Source organism: Dactylosporangium sp. CA-092794 (assembly GCF_050948465.1).
Lineage (GTDB): Bacteria > Actinomycetota > Actinomycetes > Mycobacteriales > Micromonosporaceae > Dactylosporangium.
The window spans coordinates 2995894-3013504 of sequence record NZ_CP192044.1; the positions used below are offsets into that span (position 1 = coordinate 2995894).

Genomic DNA, 17611 nt, shown 5'->3' on the forward strand with positions numbered 1-17611 from the left:
CGGGCGAAAGCGGCAGATCCAGGCCGCAGCCGAGCGGCAGACCGCACCGTCCCCTACCGGGCGACGACGACCTTCCCGATTGCCGGCCCCTTCTCCACGAGGGCGTGTGCCGTCCGCAGCGTCCGTGCGTCGAATCCGGTGAGGTGGGTCGCCATCGTCGTGCGGAGGCGTCCCGCGTCGACCAAGGCGGCGACCTTGTCCAGGACGTCCTGCCGGGCGACGCCGTCCGGGATGCGCTCCAGCGGGCGGGTGAACATGAGTTCCCAGTGCCAGGCGACGCGGGCGGTGACCTGTGGCGCGACTCCGGGCGTCCCTCGCCGGCGGCGTGCCCGCTCGTTGCCGAAGGGCTTGAGCACCGTCGCGTTCGCGTCGCTGAGCCCGCGTGCGTGGGGGGTGAAGATCCAGTCGATCCCGTCCGGGGCGGCGTTGTCGACTTGTTCCACCAGGCCGAGGCGCGAGTCGACGATCGCGTCGGTACCCAGGGCGCTCACCCACGCCGCCTCCTGGTCACTTGACGCGGTCGCGATCGTGCGGACGAGGGGCAGGAGTGTGCGGGCGAGCTGGATCATGATGGAACCGACGCCGCCGGACGCTCCCACCATGAGGATCGTCCCGGTGGAGGTGCCGGTGAGGTGGAGGCGGTCGAACAGCGCCTCCCACGCGGTGATGGCGGTCATCGGCATGGCGGCCGCCTCCGCCCAGGACAGCGTGACGGGTTTCAGCCCGACGTTGCGTTCGTCGACAAGCTGGTAGTCGGCGTTGCTCCCCGGGCGGTTGACCTCGCCCACCCACCACACGCGGTCTCCCGCCTTGAACCTCGTCACGTCGGGTCCGACCGCCACGACCGTGCCCGAACCCTCGCCGCCGAGGATGAGGCCTTCGGGCGTGGGCAGGCGGTGGGTGCGGGCCCGGACGTCGACGGATGTGACGGAGACTGCTTCGACGCGGACCAGCACGTCGCGGCCGGCCGTCACGGGCGCCGGAACCCGAGCTTCTACGAGCGACCTCGGGTCTGACGGCGGTAGGCCCTGGTAGCGGACGATGGCGCGCACGAGGTCTCTCCTTTGTCGAACTCCCGCCGACGGTAGGGGTGGCGGCGCCGCCCGTCTTGAACATCGCTGCAGGCGTTCCTTGACCGGGAGTGCAATTCACGTGGCCGGTACCGTGCAGACATGAGAACGCGTGGCTTCCGTGAGAGCGTGGCGCATGCATGATTGAGCCCATGGTCGAGACATCAGCCGCGACGCCGGCGGTCAGCCCGCGAAACCGGGCTTGACCGGCAAAGATGCGGTTCACACTTGACGGCGTGCCCCGTGCGGACCGAGGCGACGCACTCGCACAGCGGTTCGCGACCGGCGCGGTGCCCCTCGCGGTCCGATTCCAGGGCGTCCCGACCGTGGACGTCGAGATCGACGCGGGCACCTTCGGCGCGGACGTTCACTCCATAGACGTGCGCATCGACTCGAGTCCGCTCGAACTGCGACACACCCAGGTGTCACCCGATGCGGCTCCCGCACAACTGGTCCTGGTCATGCAGAGCCATGGTTCGTCGAGGTTCGAACAGCAAGGGTGGCAGCTTTCCGCCGGGCCGGGCGAGATCTTCCTCGCGACGACGGAGTTCGCGCTGACGGCCTCCGCGGCCGGGAAGCGCAGCTGGATGAGCCTGACGATCCCCTACGACGATCTGCATCTCCCGCGTGCCGTGATCCGCGACGCGCTGGGCCGGCGACTGGGCGCGGACCATCCGGTCGCGCCCGTTGCCGCCCGCTACCTGCGCGACCTGCCGATCGACGGCTCGGCCCCGGGCGTCCTTCCGGCCTTTCGCGATCCTACGGTCGCCCTGATCCGCGCTCTCGTGGCGACGACCGCCGGCGATGAGTTCCGCGCCCGCGAGCCGCTCGGCGAGACGATCTTCGACCGGGCGATGGCCTACGTACGCCTGCACGCGACCCAACCCGGCCTCACGCCCGACCATGTCGCGACGGCCCTCGGCATCTCGAAGCGATACCTGTACCTGATCCTTGCCCGCCATCAGGTCTCGCTGAGCGACACGGTCCGCGACCTGCGCCTTTCCGCAGCGAAACGGATGCTGTGTTCCACGACGCTCACCGTCAGCGCGGTCGCGCACGCCGTCGGGTTCGCCGACCACGCGCACTTCACACGTACCTTCCGCCGGGTCTACGGCCGGACACCCAGCGACTGGCGCCGGGCCCGGCCGGACGCCGGCGCCGGGAGCTAGCATCACAACGTGGACGTTGACCTGCGCCGCCTCCGCTATTTCCTGGAGGTCGCCGATCAGCTGAGTTTCGTGCAGGCCGCCGCGAAGCTGTACATCACCCAGCCTGCCCTGAGCCGCCACATCGCGACGCTCGAGTCCGATCTGGGCGTGTCGCTCTTCCACCGGTCGAGGAACGGCACGACGCTCACGCCACAAGGCGCGGCGCTGGTGGACAACGCCCGCACCCTGCTGCGCAACGCCGCCGACTTCGAGCGGCAGGCACGCCTGCTGGGCCGATCACCGGTACGCTTCGTGGTCGGCTTCATGCCGGGCGTCGACGCCGGCGCGTTGATAGCCGAGTTCGCCCGAACCTATCCCGAGGTCGATGTAACCCCCATCTTCACCTCCACGACAACGCAGGCGCCCTTCCTCATCGACGGTCGTGCTGACATCGTGTTCTGCCGCCCGCCCATCGCGGTGGAGGGCGCCCGGATCATCGACCTCTTTCAGGAACCTCTCGTCGCGGCGGTACCGCGGGACCATCCGTTCGCCGCCGAGCACAGCCTGTCGACCGTCGATCTTGAAGCCGCCGGCGAGCCGATCCACGGCCGCGCCGGCAGCGGCCTGCCGGGAAGCGGCGCCGGGTTCGACGATCTCGAGCCGCAGGAAGCGATCATGGCCGTCGCCGCCGGGCTCGGGCTCGCGATACTGCCCGCGGGCGTCGCGGCGTTCTATTCGGATCCCGGTGTCTGCTACATCCCGGTGCCGGACGCCGTGCCGCAGTACGTGTCGCTCGCCTACCTCCCGGATCGTGCGATGCCGCACACGACGGCGTTCGCCGACCTGTGCCGAGCCGCGCTCGAGCCGCGCGTTCGCCTCCTGCCGGACCTGCTCGCCGACGGTGTCCGGGCGACCGGCCAGACTCCGTAGGACGCTGCGCCGCGGCGGGCGGGCCAGGTCGCGAACGACCCGGCCCGCCCCTTTCACACGACGAGCACGCCCGCGGCCTCGGTGATCGCCTGGACGACCGCGTCCGGGCGCGCGGCGGGCACGTCGTGGCCGCTGTCGGCGGTGATCACGGTCGCGCCCGCCCGCGCGGCGAGGAACAACTGAAGCTCGGTCGGGACGGCGTGGTCCTTGCTCGCCACGACCTGCCACGAGGGGAGCTTGCGGACGGGGGCAGCCGTCAGCGCGCCACCCAACGCCTCCGCCGTGATGGGACGCTGGGCGCCGGCGGCGACCTCGACACCCTCGGGCGACACGCCCCCGGCGTAGACCTCCCCGAATCGGTCGGCGCGGATGTACAGGTCGGTCCTGCCGTCGGCGGTCGGCCGGGCGATCAGGTTGTCGGGGGTGAGCAGGGAACCCTCGAACTTCGCATTCAGCTCGCCCGAGCTCTCACCCACCTCCGGGATGAACGCGGCAACGTACACGAGCGCCTGAGTACCCGCGTCGTCGGCGGCCGCTCGCGTGATGACGGAACCCGCGTACGAGTGCCCGACGAGAATCTTCGGGCCGTCGATGGTGGCGAGGACGCTCGTCACGTAGGCGGCGTCACTCTCCAGATCGCGCAGGGGGTTGGCCACGGCGATCACCGGGAACCCGCGCGAGGTGAGTTCGCGGGTCACCTCGGCCCAACTGGTGGAGTCGGCGAACGCCCCGTGCACGAGGACCACCGTGGGAAGCCCGCCGGTGCGGGCGCTGTCGAAACCGGTCATTGGTGCTCTGCCTCCGTCTGGGAAATGCCGTCCGCCTGGGCCCAAGCGATTCCTCTGCAATGCTGTCGTACGCCGTGGCCGGTGCTCCAATGCCGATTGCCCGGGTGCGCATGCCTTTCGCTTATGACCCCCGCCGGGGCGCAGGATCCGGCGCGACGCGGGTGAGGATGTTGCTCCACAGGCGCTCGAGGCTGGGCAGTCCGCCCGCGGTGGAGCTGAACAGCGTCGCATCCCCGACGACGAGGTCACCGGCGAACACGCCCGCGCGGGACTGCAGCAGCGCGTCGAAGGTGCCGCCGGCGTTCCGCATGAACGGATGCGGCGGGACCGCCGGGTCCAGGCGCTGACGGGCGAGGACCGACAGGTCGCGGACGGCGTCGCCGCGGCGCTCGAGATGGGGCAGGTGCGCATGGAGATTGAACGTCAGGACGCCGTCGAGCAACCCCAGCCGGTCCTCCTGCCGGTTGACGAGGACGGGGGAGGGCGAACCGTCCGGCTCGGCCGAAGGACGCAGACCGAAGCGGTTTTCGACGGGCACGCCGAGCGCGCCGAGCAGTGACCTCGCGAACCCGCCGAATCGTTGCTCGGGAGGAATCGTCCGGTCGCCGTGGTGGCGGAACTCTCCTTCGGGTGCGTCGCCGATGTCGTGGTGCGGAGCGACGAACAGCAGCCTTCCGGGTACGTCCAGGAAAGCCGCCACCGCCGCGGCCTCCTCCGCCGTGACCGTCTGGGCGGTGCGCACGGTGTCGAAGCTGATGATCACGAGAGTGTCGACGTCGTCAGCGAGCACCCGGGACACCGGCGTCACCACGCCGGCGTCGTCGACACGCTCGAACTCGGTGACCGGCCGGCCGCTCGCGGCGGCGGCCCGCGAGACGAAGCCGGCGAAATTGCTCCGCAGCACGTGATCGATGAAACCGGCTATGCCTTGGTCGTACCGTGCCGTGTCGGCCAGCTCGAGGTAACGCGGGTACAGCATCCGCCGGCTCTCGAACAATGCCGGGAAGCGGTTCTCGATCGTCCCCAGCGGCGCACCCGTCTCGCCGGGCCGGCTCCACGCGTAGTAGACGGCGATCCGTCGCCCGTCGGCTGACGTGCGTGGCCGGCCTGGGTCGTCCTCCGGGCCGGGCCCGTCGGTTTCCGCACGCTCCGGACTATTGCGCATAGGATCCCTCGGCGAGCCATTGCAAGGCGCGGAGTCCGGGCATGAAGAAGTATTCCCCGCCGCGGGCCCGGACGAAGGTGGGCGAAACACCGAGAATGGTGCCGGCAGTGGTTTCCGGGGAGATGGGCAGATATTGCTCACTCATGCTGCGTTGCCTCCCGACCTCGAAAACAAGATCACTGATGTGAACGTATTTGACCGTGGGGCGGTGCGCTAATGCCGTCTGGGCATCGCGGTGACCAGAATCGGCATGTGCCGGGTGCACCGGGAGGCTCCCTCAGGATCAGTGTCGGGGGCACGGACGGAGCCGCCGAGCGACGAACGGCGGACGGATAACCGTTCGGTCCTGATTGCACTGGCTGAACGTATGACCTTCGCAGCATAGCCGATGCTCGATGTGCTGCTCGGGGCCCTGGGTCGACCGGTGGCTACCGCATTCATGGACGTTCGTCAACCCGTTGTCCGGCTGCGGGGGCTGGCCTACCTTAACTGCAGCTTCGACACGGGGGAGGCTGCTGTGGCGCTGTTGCGCGATCGTTCGCATGGATGGGCGCGTTGGCGGGTGGCCGTCGGTACCGTCGCCGTGGTGGCCGCGAGCCTGCTCGTGGCGCTGCCGGCGGCCGGCCCGGCGTATGCCGCCCCGGCCAAGGCGCCGGTAAAGGCCCCGGCGAAGCCGGCGTGTCCGCCCGATCGGCCGGACGAGGTCTCCGCGGCCGTTGCGGCGAAACTGTGCGGCGGACGCGTCGAGGTGACCGGCCTTCGTTCGGAGACCACCCAGGTGTGGGCCAACGCCGACGGGACGATGACGGCGGAACAGCACCTCGCGCCTGTGCGGTTCCGCCAGGCCGGGCAGTGGGTGCCGATCGACGTGACGCTGGCGAAGCAGCCGGACGGATCGGTAGCGCCCAAGGCACACCCGGGTGGGCTGCGCCTGTCCGGCTCGGCGAGTGGCGACGATGAACACGACGTGGTCGTTATGGGTACGGGCGACCAGCAGACCGCGGTCGGCTGGCGTGGTCGGCTGCCCGAGCCGGTGCTCGCGGGACCGACCGCCACCTACGCTGAGGTCCTGCCGGGCGTGGACCTGGTCGTCACGGTGCATCGGACAGGTTATGAGCAGTCGTTCGTCGCGAAGGACCGCGCCGCTCTGGCCCGGATCGGGCGGCTCACGCTGCCGATGCGGACCGGCGCGCTGACCGCGGTGCCCGACGCCGCGGGCGGTCTGGCGTTGCGGGACAAGAACGGCCGGCAGGCCGCGCGGACGCATCCGGCCGAGATGTGGGACGCGGTCGTGGCGCCGAACTCGCTCGAGCACGTGCGGCGGGCACCGGTCGGCATGACCGTCAAGACCGCGGGTGCGGGCCGGGCCAGCCTGGAGCTCGTGCCGGACGCGGCGTTCCTGGCCCGGTCGGATCTGCAGTTCCCGGTGACGGTCGACCCGCCCGCCTCGATCGGCGCGGCGTTCGACACGTTCGTCCAGACGGGATACACGTCCGACCAGTCGGGCGTGGACGAACTCAAGCTCGGCTATGCCGACGACGGCGGCACGTGGACGGCACGGTCGTACCTGAAGTTCGACACCTCCGGCGTCTGGGACCAGGGGGTGCTCAACGCGACGCTGAACCTGTGGGAGTGGCACTCGTGGTCGTGCACCGCGGCGTCGTGGGAGGCGCGCCGCTCGGATCCGCCGAGCACAGGCACGCGATGGACGGCGCAGCCCGGTTGGTACGAGACGCTGGGCACCTCGAGCCAGACCAAGGGGTACAGCTCCTCGTGCAACGACGGTTGGGTCGGCATCGAACTGACCCCCGGTTTCCAGTCCGCAGCCACCAACCACTGGTCGAACTTGAGCGTGGTACTGAAAGCGGTCAACGAGACCAACCACAACGGCTGGAAGCGATTCGACTCCACCGAGGGCACGCACGACCCGTACGTGACGCTGACCTACAACAGCCCGCCGTCGGTTCCCTCCGACCTCGCGGTCGCGCCGTGCTACACCTCGTGCGGCAGCGGCGCCGCGAGTTCGTCGCTGCGCCCGACCCTGTCGGCGAAGCTGGCCGACGTCAACGCCGGGGACAGCCTCAGCGCGCAGTTCGAGGTGTGGAACGCCGGCCACTCCACGCTGATCGCGGCGTCCGGCACGCGATCCGGCGGGCCGAGCGGCAGCACCGCGACGTGGCAGGTCGGCACCGACCTGACCAACGGCACGGGCTACGAGTGGCGTGTGCGGGCCAGCGACGGCCGCAACTTCAGCGCCTGGTCGTCGTGGACGGCGATCACGGTGGACACGGTCAAGCCGGGCGTGCCGTTCGTCTCGGCGAACCTGTACCTCAACGACGGCCAGCCGCACGGCGGCGCCAACGTCCCCGGCACGTTCACGTTCACGCCGGCCGGCGGTACGGCCGACCTGGCGGCGTTCGTCTACCAGCTCGACACCGACACGGCGCAGACCACGGTGGCGGCCACCGCCGCGTTGACGGTGACGGCCACGCCGCCGAGCGACGGGCACCGCAGCATGACCGTCTGGGCGAAGGACCGTGCCGGCAACCTGTCCAACCCCAACGTGTACGCGTTTCAGGTCGGCTCCGCCGCCCTCGCGCAGCCGCTGCCCGGAGCGAACATCATCAAGCGCACCAAGCTGGCGGTGGACTCGGTCGTGCCCCAGTACACCCGCGCCTACTTCGAGTACCGGCGCGGTCCGGGCGGCGCGGTCCTGCCGGTACCGTCGGCGAACCTCACCAGCGCCACCGGCGGGCCGATCACGGCGACGGCGAGCAGCCCGGTCGACTGGACCGCCATCGGCGGATACGCCATCTGGAACGCCACGGACACACTCGGTCTCGTCGGCGGCGCCGTGGAGGTCCGCGCCCAGCTGTACACGGCGACCGGAACCACCCCCGCGTACGCGACCGCATGGGTGCGGGTGACCGTCGATCCCAACGGCGACGGCTCGGCCACCACCGACGTCGGTCCTGGCTCGGCGAACCTGCTCACCGGTGACTACTCGCTCTCGTCCACCGATGCCGACGACCTGGGACTGAACGTCAGCCGCACGGCGTCGTCCCGGTCGGCGTCCGACGGGTGGCTGCCGATGGGCGAGCGGCTGACGCCGAACCAGCAGCAGGTGTCGACCGACACGGCCGGGTTCATCGTGCCCGGCACGTCCGGCGGCGCCCGGGTGACCAGCCTCGGCCAGGGCGAGACCACGCCCGTCGCCGCGCTCGAGATCACACCGACCCTGTCCACCAGCAACGACACGTACATCGCCGTGGGCGGCGACAACGGCGGCCTGCGGCTGGGCATGCAGCCCGGCAAGACGTACCGGATGACCGGCTGGATCTACGTGCCCGGCTCGACCGGCCTCGTGCCCGGCTTCACCAGCCGGAGCCTGCGCATCGTCGGCTTCACCAACGTCGGCGGCGTGTACACCGAGGTCGCCTCGGCCAAGGCCGGATACACCGACGCGTGGCAGCAGCTGTCGGTCGACCTGTTCGTGCCGTCCGGGGCCACCGAGGCGTTCTTCCGGCTGTACAACGGCATGCAGGGCGGCTCGGGCAAGAAGGTCTACTGGGACCACCTGTCGGTCACCGAGATCGTGGCGCCGTTCGGCCCGTCGTGGCGGGGCAGCGCCAGCGGCGGCGCCGCCGACGTCGACTACACCACCATCGCGTTCCCCGAGGCCTCGCTGGCGCAGGTCAACCTGATCGGCGGCGGCTGGGTCACGTTTTCCAAGAACGCCGACGGCGTCACCTACACGCCGGAGCCGGGCTCGGAGGGACTGATCCTGTCGAAGGTCGACGCGTCGACGTTCCGCCTCACCGAGCTCGACGGCACGGTCAGCGAGTTCGTCCAGCAGGGCGCGGTCTTCGCCGTCACGTCCACGTGGACGCCGGAATCCAACACCACCGCCCGCTACGTGTACGACACCACCGACAACCGCGTGCTGCTCAAGAAGGTGATCAACCCGGTCGAGCCGGGTGTGGACGACGCCAACCACTGCACCACCGCCACCCCGGCCCGCGGCTGCGAGGTCCTGGAGTACATCTACGCCACGGCGACCACGCCCGGGCTGAGTCAGACGGTGTTCGGCGACGTCACCGACCACCTCAGCGGGGTGCGGCTCTGGACATGGGATCCGGTCGGCGCCGCCGAGACCGCGGTGGAGACCGCTCACTACGCCTACGACAACCAGGGCCGGCTCCGCGAGGTGTGGGACCCGCGGATCTCACCGGTGCTCAAGACGGCTTACGACTACGACGGTGGTGGCCGGGTCACGAAGGTCACCGTGCCGGGGCAACTGCCGCACATGTTCGACTACGGCGCGCCGGACGCCGATCCGGGCGCACTGATCCGCTGGGACTTCGACGAGGGCAGCGGCGCCACGGTCGCCGACGCCTCGGGCCACGGCCGTGCCGGCACGCTGAGCGGCGGCGCCGGCTGGGGTCAGGCCAACGATCCGGCCTACGGCAGCGACCGCGCCACGGCGATGTCGATGAGCACCGGGCAGCAGGTGGCGGCTTCCGGCTCGGTCGTCAACACGACCCAGTCGTTCACCGTCTCCGCCTGGGTCAACCTGACCAACGACACCGCCAACCGCACCGCGGTGTCGCAGGACGGCAACCGCACGAGCGGCTTCTTCCTCAACTACGTCCAGGCCCTCAACCGCTGGAGCTTCTCGCAGGTCACCGGCGACAACGACAGTGCGACCGCGGTCCGCGCGACGTCGACCAACCCACCGGTCCTGGGCCAGTGGACCCACCTGACCGGGGTGTACGACGCCACGGCCGGTGAGATGCGCCTGTACGTCAACGGCGTGCTCCAGTCGGCCGTGTCACGTCCCGCCAACTGGTCGGCCACCGGCGCGTTCGTCGTGGGTCGCGCCAAATGGGCCGGCGCGGCCACCAACCTCTGGTCGGGTGGCATCGACGACGTGCGCGCCTACCAGAAGGTGCTCACGCCGGACCAGGTCGCGACCCTCGCCGGCGACGAGAACCCCGGCCGGCTCCTGCGCGTGCGCCGGGCCGCGCTGATGGAGGGCAGCAAGACCGTCACCGACGGCGAGGTCGCCACCAACCTCGTCTACCACGTGCCGCTGTCCCAGAGCGCCGGCGGGCCGTACAACCTGGGCGCCGTCACTATCGGCTCCTGGGGCCAGCAGGACCTGCCCACCGACGCGACCGCCGTGTTCGGTACGGAGGGCGTGCCGTCGGTCAACAGCGCGACGGCGACGGCACCCGGCCCGAACGGATACCCCTACGCCGACGTGCACTACCTCAACGCGGGCGGGCTGGAGGTGAACACCGCCGCACCCGGCGGCCACATCGACACCACGGAGTACGACAAGTTCGGCAACGTCGTGCGCGACCTCCAGGCGAGCGACCGCGAGCTGGCCCTCGGCACGCTGCCGAACGCCGGCGAGCACCTGGCGAGCCTCGGACTGTCCTCGATGGACACCGCCGCCCGGGCCATGGCGTTGTCCACGCTGAACACGTACAGCAGCGACGGCACCGACCTGCTCGACGTGCTCGGCCCCACCGTCAGCATGGTCCTCGAGCACGACCTCGCCGACCCCGGCGGCGCGCGACCGACGCTGACCGCCGGCTCGATCGTCATCGGCCGCGCGCACACCGTCAATGTGTACGACGAGGGCAAGCCCGACGGCGCGACGTACCACCTCGTCACGACCACGACGACCGGCGGGCGGGTGACCGGATACCCGGATGCCGACACCCGTGTCACCAAGAACGGCTACGGCGCCGAGAAGGGCGGCACCAGCGGCTGGAGCCTGAAGAAGGCGACGTCCGTCAACGTGGACGCGGTGGCCGGCGGGGCCAACCTCACCTCGTTCACCGTCTACGACAGTGCGGGACGTACGACCGAGTCCTGGACGGTGGGCGCGAACGGTTCGGACGCGCGCACCACGCGGTCGATCTTCTACACCGCCGGCGCCAACGCGGCCGACAGCGCCTGCGGCGGCAAGCCGGAGTGGGCGGGGGAGCTGTGCGTCAGCCTGGCCGCCGGCCAGATCACCGGCCAGCGCGCGGACATGTCCTCGGCGCTGCCGGTCAAGCGGATCGAGTCGTACAGCAGGTACGGCACGGTCGCGCAGGTGCTGGAGACGGCCGACGGACACACCCGCCGGACGACCCGCACGTTCGACGACGCCGACCGGGTGCGGACGGCCGGTGTGGTGTCCGACGTCGGAACGGCCGTGCCGATCGTGACGACGAACTACGACGCGAGCAACGGCCAGGTCGCTTCCACGACGTTCGGCGGTGCGACGCTCACCCGCGAACAGGACCTGCTCGGCCGTCAGGTCACCTACAGCGACGCCGACGGCGGCACCACCCGCTACACGTTCGACCGCCACGACCGGCCGATCCGCGTCGAGGACAACACCGCGGTCACGACCCTCACCTACGACCTGAGCATCGAGCCGCGCGGCTTCCTGACCAGCCTCACCGACTCCGTCGCCGGCACCTTCACCGCCGGCTACTCACCCGACGGTCAGGTGATCCAGGTCGGCTACCCGGGCGGCCTCACCCGCCGCGACGTCCTGGACGCCTCGTTCAACCCGCGGCAGCGCAGCTACACCCGCGACAGCGACGGCACGGTCGTCTTCGCCGAGTCGGTCGTGGAGAACACGCAGAGCCAGCGGGTCCAGCACACCTACACCGGGGGCTCGAAGACCTACGCGTACGACCGGCTGGGCCGGCTCACCTCGGTGTCGCAAGTGGACGCCGCCGCCACCTGCACGACCCGGGAGTACACCTACGACCAGCGCACCAACCGCAGCGCCAAGAACGTCTACGCGCCGGCAGCCGACGGCTCCTGCCGCACCGGCACGCCGGACGGCACCGAGAACCACACCTACGACAGCGCCGACCGGTTGACCGACACGGGCTACGTCTACGACGCGTTCGGCCGCGTCACGGCACAGCCGGACGGGCTGCAGAACACGTACTTCGTCAACGACCTCGTGGCCTCACAACAGCTCGGCGACACCCGGCAGTCCTGGACGGCGTATCCGGACCAGCGCCTCCGCGCGGCCACCAGGGAGGTCCTGGCGTCCGGTTCGTGGACCTCGGCGCCGCCGATCGTCAACCACTACGGTGACGACACCGACCGTCCCCGGTGGATCACCGACAGCGGGACCGGTGAGGTCTCCCGGAACGTCTCGGGGGTCGACGGCGAACTGGCCGCGGTGACGTCGGCGACGGGTGATGTCAGCCTCAAGCTGACCGACCTGCACGGCGACGTGGTGGTCTCCATCGACACCGCGCTCACCACGCCGGAGATCTACTCCTACGACGAGTTCGGCGTCGCGGCGCCGGGCACGGCCGCGCCGCGCTACGGCTGGCTCGGCGGTGCGCTGCGCTCCGCGGAGGCTCTCGACGGCGTCATCCTGATGGGTGTCCGGCTCTACGCGCCGTCGCTGGGCCGGTTCCTCCAGGTCGACCCGCAGCCCGGCGGCAGCGCCAACGCCTACGACTACTGCGCCGGCGATCCGGTCAACTGTTCCGACCTCGACGGCCGCTGGCCCAACTGGGTGAAGAAGGTCGGCAACGGCGTCAAGGCGGCCGCGTCGTGGACCTACAACCACGCCAGCGACATCGGCACGGTCGTCGGCACGGTCTCGCTGTTCCTGCCACCGCCCGCGAACGTCATCGGCGGTGCCATCGCCATCGGGTTCAGCGCCGTCGGCGCGTACCGGGATGCCCGGCAGGGCAACTGGGGCAACTTCGCGCTGGGTGTCGCGGGTGCCATCCCCGGTGTCGGCGCCTTCGCGAAGGGCGTGCGGGCGTACAAGGCCGGAAAGACCTTCCTCGGCGCATCCCGCGCTATCGGCAGGTACGCGCCGCGGGCCGGCTCGAAGGCGTGGAAGATGAAGAACCTCGTCCGGCCGATGCGGAAGGCCCGCAGTGCGGCCGCTCGGGCGAACCGCGCACTGCGGCCATGGGAGCGGACCGCCAACGCCTTCGGCGCCTTCGACGCCGGCCGGATGGGCTGCAAGTACTGGTCGAGTTGCCGGAAGCGGGTGCCGTACTCGAAGCACTGGCTGTAGCAAGGCAAAGGCGGTACAAAGGTAGCCGTGGATCGTCGGCTGGGCGGGGCGGGCGCGTTCGACCTCGGATCGTGGATCACGAGGGCGCTCGCCCGCCCCATGGCCGCGTTCGCCGGCGACTCACCCGACGAGCTGGTGGCGAAGGTCCGCGCCCCCGGCGACACCGTCCGGGACCTCGGCATCAGCAGCGTGATTCGAGCGGTGGCGTGGCTGTTCGCCGGGGTCATCTGCCTGGGTCTCGGCGTCGTCGCGATGGCGGTCGAGGACGCGGTGGCGGGCCGGGAATCCGACGTCGTCGGACCGTATGCCTGGCCGCCGATGGCGCTCTGCCTCATCGCCGGAGTCCTGAACGCGGGCCGGGCCGGCGTGGCGTGGTACGTGAGCGAGGACCGCTGGCGCCGCGCAGGCGGCGCGCTGCGCTGGCTGGTGACGCCGGGCAACCGCGACGTGCTGCTAGCCGTTGCGCTGATCCTGATCGGCGTAGCGGTGGCCAACGCGTAACCGTGGCCCTGTCCTTTCGAGGCGGCGGGCCGCATGCCTCGGCCAGTGACGGGCCGAACGCGGCCGACGGCGGAGGAGCCATTGCGACACGCAGCGTGATGCGATGCAGGCGACACGCCGACACACCATCTGGTGTTTCCAATTCTCAGTGAATCCCATATATGGTGTTGCCCGCAGCTGGTTCGGCCGGCCCTCCGGGGGCGGCCGTGGCAACAGGGAACCCGGTGTGAGTCCGGGACTGCCCCGCAGCGGTGAGTGGGAACGAAAGCCGTCAACGAAGCACTGGACCGCGAGGTCTGGGAAGCGACGGCCGGTAGGCGACCAGCCATGGTCATGCCCACGAGTCCGAAGACCTGCCAGCGCACCGCACGCCAACCGGTGTGCGGTGGTCGGAGGCCGCGCGGGACGGCCGACGCCATCGACCGGGCGTTGCCGCCTGGTGGCGTCCCCCTGCGCGCTCGTCCGACGTCGGTCAGCGGGTGAGGAGGGGGAAACACATGACGGTCACGCACGAGCAGGTCACACCCGGCACGGGGGCACCGGAGCAGCGCCGGCACGCGATGCAGGTCCGCAAACGCAACGGCGACCTGGAGCCGGTCGACGTGAACAAGATCGTCAAGGCGGTCGAGCGGTGGGTCGGCGATCTCGACGAGATCGACCCGCTGCGGGTGGCCACCAAGACGATCAGCGGCCTCTACGACGGCGCCACCACCGCCGAGCTGGACAAGCTGTCGATCCAGACCGCGGCCGAGCTGATCGGGGAGGAGCCGCAGTACTCCCGCCTCGCCGCCCGCCTCCTCGCCGCGTTCGTGGACAAGGAGGTCCGCGGGCAGGGCGTCGCCAGCTTCAGCCAGTCCATCCGGTACGGCCACCAGCAGGGCCTGATCGGCGACGACACGGCCGCGTTCGTGGCCCGCAACGCCCGCAAGCTCGACGACGCCGTCGACCCCGACGCCGATCTGCGCTTCGAGTACTTCGGGCTGCGCACCGTCGCCGACCGCTACCTGCTGCGGCACCCCGTGACGCGGCTGGTCGTGGAGACGCCGCAGTACTGGCTGCTGCGGGTCGCCTGCGGGCTGTCGCAGACGCCGGGCGAGGCGATCGGGTTCTACCGGCTGATGTCGTGCCTGGCGTACCTGCCGAGTTCGCCGACGCTGTTCAACTCGGGCACCCGGCACACCCAGATGTCCTCGTGTTTCCTGGTCGACTCGCCGCGCGACGAGCTGGACTCGATCTACGAGCGGTACCACCAGGTGGCGAAGCTGTCGAAGTTCTCCGGCGGGATCGGGATCTCATGGTCGCGGGTGCGCGGGCGGGGAGCGCTGATCCGCGGCACGAACGGCAAGTCGAACGGGATCGTGCCGTTTCTCAAGACCCTCGACGCCGGTGTGGCAGCGGTGAACCAGGGCGGGCGGCGCAAGGGCGCGGCCTGTGTGTATCTGGAGCCGTGGCACCCGGACATCGAGGAGTTCCTGGAGCTGCGGGACAACACGGGCGAGGAGTCCCGGCGCACGCACAACCTGAACCTGGCGAACTGGATCCCGGACGAGTTCATGCGCCGGGTCGAGGCCGACGGCGACTGGTCGCTCATCGACCCGTCCGACGCCCCCGACCTGCCGGACCTGTACGGCGAGGCGTTCGACGCGGCGTACCGGGCCGCGGAGAAGCAGGCGGTGCGGACGGTCAAGGCGCGGGAGTTGTACGGCCGGATGATGCGCACCCTGGCCCAGACCGGCAACGGCTGGATGACGTTCAAGGACCGGGCCAACGCGCTGTCCAACCAGACCGGGGCGCCGGGCAACACGATCCACCTGTCGAACCTGTGCACCGAGATCCTCGAGGTCAACCGCGACGACGAGACCGCGGTGTGCAACCTGGGCTCGATCAACCTGGGCGGGCACGTCACCGCCGACGGCGTCGACTGGGAGCGGCTGCGCGACACCGTGCGCACCGCCGTGGTGTTCCTCGACCGGGTGATCGACATCAACTACTACCCGTCGGCGCAGGCGGCCGCGTCGAACCCGCGCTGGCGGCCGGTCGGGCTCGGGCTGATGGGCCTGCAGGACGCGTTCTTCACCCTGCGGCTGCCGTTCGACTCGGCCGGGGCGCGGGAGCTGTCCACCCGCGTGCAGGAGGAGATCTTCCTGACCGCGCTGGAGACCTCCGCCGGCCTGGCCGAGCGGTTCGGGCCGCACCCGGCCTTCGCCGAGACCCGCGCCGCCCGCGGCGAGCTGCATCCGGATCTGTGGGGCGCCGAGCTGTCGCAGCCGGACCGGTGGGCGGCGGTGCGCGGGCGGGTCGCCGAGCACGGGCTGCGCAACTCGCTGCTGGTCGCGATCGCCCCCACCGCGACGATCGCCTCGATCGCGGGCTGCTACGAGTGCATCGAGCCGCAGGTGTCCAACCTGTTCAAGCGCGAGACGATGTCCGGGGAGTTCCTGCAGATCAACTCGTACCTCGTCCGCGAGCTCAAGACCCGCGGGCTGTGGACCGCCCCGATCCGCGAGCGCATCAAACGGGCCGAGGGCTCGGTGCGGGACCTCGCCGAACTGCCGGCCGACGTGCGGGAGCTGTTCCGCACGGCGTGGGAGTTGCCGCAGCGCTCGCTGATCGACCTGGCCGCGGCGCGGGCTCCGTTCATCGACCAGTCGCAGTCGCTGAACCTGTTCCTGAGCGCCCCGACGATCGGCAAGCTCTCCTCGATGTACCTGCACGCCTGGAAATCCGGGCTGAAGACCACCTACTACCTGCGATCCCGGCCGGCCACCCGCATTCAGCAGGCCACCGTATCCATCTCCGCGCCGGCCGTCTCCGCTCTCGTCGCTCCCGCGGAGGCCGTCGCGTGCTCCCTGGAGAACCCCGAGTCGTGCGAGGCGTGCCAGTGAGCCTCCTCGACCCCGGCCTGGACCTGACCCTGCGGCCGATGCGGTACCCGCGGTTCTTCGACCGGTTCAAGGACGCGATCAAGAACACGTGGACGGTCGAGGAGGTCGACCTGCATTCCGACCTCGCCGACCTGCCCAAGCTGTCCCCGGCCGAGCGGCACCTCGTGTCGCGGCTGGTCGCGTTCTTCGCCACCGGCGACACCATCGTCGCCAACAATCTCGTGCTCAACCTGTACCAGCACGTGAACTCCCCGGAAGGCCGGCTCTACCTGTCCCGGCAGCTGTTCGAGGAGGCCGTCCACGTCCAGTTCTACCTGAATCTGCTCGACACCTACGTGCCGGACGATGCCGAGCGGTTCGCCGCGTTCGCCGCGGTGGAGAACATCCCGTCGATCCGGCGCAAGGCGGAGTTCTGCTTCACGTGGATCGACTCGGTCTTCGCGTTGCGGGAGCTCAAGACCCGCGAGGACCGGCGGGCGTTCCTGCTCAACCTGATCTGCTTCGCCGCGTGCATCGAGGGCCTGTTCTTCTACGGCGCCTTCGCCTACGTCTACTACCTGCGCTCCCGCGGCCTGCTGCACGGCCTCGCCTCGGGCACCAACTGGGTGTTCCGCGACGAGTCGATGCACATGGCCTTCGCCTTCGACGTCGTCGACACCGTCCGCGCGGAGGAGCCGGAACTGTTCGACGAGCGGATGGAGGAGCAGGTCCGGCGGATGCTGGCCGAGGCCGTGGAGTGCGAGGTCCAGTTCGCCGAGGACCTGCTCGGCCAGGGCGTGTCCGGGATGTCGCTGGGCGACATGCGGGAGTATCTGCAGCATGTGGCCGACCGCCGGCTGGCCCTGCTGGGCATCGCGACGATGTACGGCAGCAAGAATCCGTTCGCGTTCATGGAACTGCAGGACGTACAGGAGCTGTCGAACTTCTTCGAGCGGCGGGTCTCGGCCTACCAGGTGGGCGTGACCGGCACGGTCAGCTTCGACGACGACTTCTGACCGGCGGTGTGCTGCTGTCCGGCCCGGCCCCGCCGTGCCGGACAGCAGCGACGTCCGCACAGGC

General features: G+C 70.4%; 10 protein-coding genes and 1 riboswitch. Of the genes, 6 read left to right on the forward strand and 4 right to left on the reverse strand.

What is annotated here, in order from left to right; all coding sequences use genetic code 11:
- Window positions 1-53 precede the first annotated feature (53 nt).
- Window positions 54-1052, reverse strand: a complete 999-nt coding sequence (locus ACQPXD_RS13010) for a zinc-binding alcohol dehydrogenase family protein (protein ID WP_432838068.1) — start codon at window positions 1050-1052, stop codon at window positions 54-56.
- 344 nt (window positions 1053-1396) lie between these two features.
- On the opposite strand from ACQPXD_RS13010, the gene ACQPXD_RS13015 reads away from it, so the two are divergent.
- Together ACQPXD_RS13015 and ACQPXD_RS13020 are read left to right on the forward strand one after the other, a co-directional pair.
- Complete coding sequence (locus ACQPXD_RS13015) at window positions 1397-2239, forward strand: helix-turn-helix domain-containing protein (protein WP_432838070.1); 843 nt, start codon at window positions 1397-1399, stop codon at window positions 2237-2239.
- Window positions 2240-2248: 9 nt separating this feature from the next.
- Complete coding sequence (locus ACQPXD_RS13020) at window positions 2249-3148, forward strand: LysR family transcriptional regulator (protein WP_432838072.1); 900 nt, start codon at window positions 2249-2251, stop codon at window positions 3146-3148.
- A gap of 53 nt (window positions 3149-3201) precedes the next feature.
- Here ACQPXD_RS13020 and ACQPXD_RS13025 read toward each other — a convergent pair whose 3' ends face one another.
- The 3 genes from ACQPXD_RS13025 to ACQPXD_RS13035 form a co-directional block, all read right to left on the reverse strand.
- A complete protein-coding gene (locus ACQPXD_RS13025; protein ID WP_432838074.1) occupies window positions 3202-3936 on the reverse strand; it encodes an alpha/beta fold hydrolase in 735 nt (244 codons plus the stop codon).
- 121 nt (window positions 3937-4057) lie between these two features.
- On the reverse strand, window positions 4058-5101 hold the full coding sequence (locus ACQPXD_RS13030; protein ID WP_432838076.1) for a hypothetical protein: 1044 nt from the start codon (window positions 5099-5101) through the stop codon (window positions 4058-4060).
- A complete protein-coding gene (locus ACQPXD_RS13035) occupies window positions 5091-5366 on the reverse strand; it encodes a hypothetical protein (RefSeq protein WP_432838078.1) in 276 nt (91 codons plus the stop codon). Before ACQPXD_RS13035 ends, ACQPXD_RS13030 begins: the two co-directional genes overlap by 11 nt.
- Before the next feature lie 297 nt (window positions 5367-5663).
- Here ACQPXD_RS13035 and ACQPXD_RS13040 point away from each other — a divergent pair, with 297 nt between their 5' ends.
- The 4 genes from ACQPXD_RS13040 to ACQPXD_RS13055 all read left to right on the forward strand — a co-directional run bounded on the left by ACQPXD_RS13040 (window position 5664) and on the right by ACQPXD_RS13055 (window position 17547).
- Entirely contained in the window at window positions 5664-13166 is a 7503-nt protein-coding gene (locus ACQPXD_RS13040; protein WP_432838080.1) for a LamG-like jellyroll fold domain-containing protein, read from the forward strand.
- Between the two features lie 27 nt (window positions 13167-13193).
- Window positions 13194-13667, forward strand: a complete 474-nt coding sequence (locus tag ACQPXD_RS13045; protein ID WP_432838082.1) for a hypothetical protein — start codon at window positions 13194-13196, stop codon at window positions 13665-13667.
- Between the two features lie 161 nt (window positions 13668-13828).
- Window positions 13829-14042, forward strand: a riboswitch (cobalamin riboswitch).
- A gap of 122 nt (window positions 14043-14164) precedes the next feature.
- Entirely contained in the window at window positions 14165-16552 is a 2388-nt protein-coding gene (locus ACQPXD_RS13050) for a ribonucleoside-diphosphate reductase subunit alpha (RefSeq protein ID WP_432838084.1), read from the forward strand.
- On the forward strand, window positions 16549-17547 hold the full coding sequence (locus tag ACQPXD_RS13055) for a ribonucleotide-diphosphate reductase subunit beta (protein WP_432838085.1): 999 nt from the start codon (window positions 16549-16551) through the stop codon (window positions 17545-17547). Before ACQPXD_RS13050 ends, ACQPXD_RS13055 begins: the two co-directional genes overlap by 4 nt.
- Window positions 17548-17611: the final 64 nt, after the last annotated feature.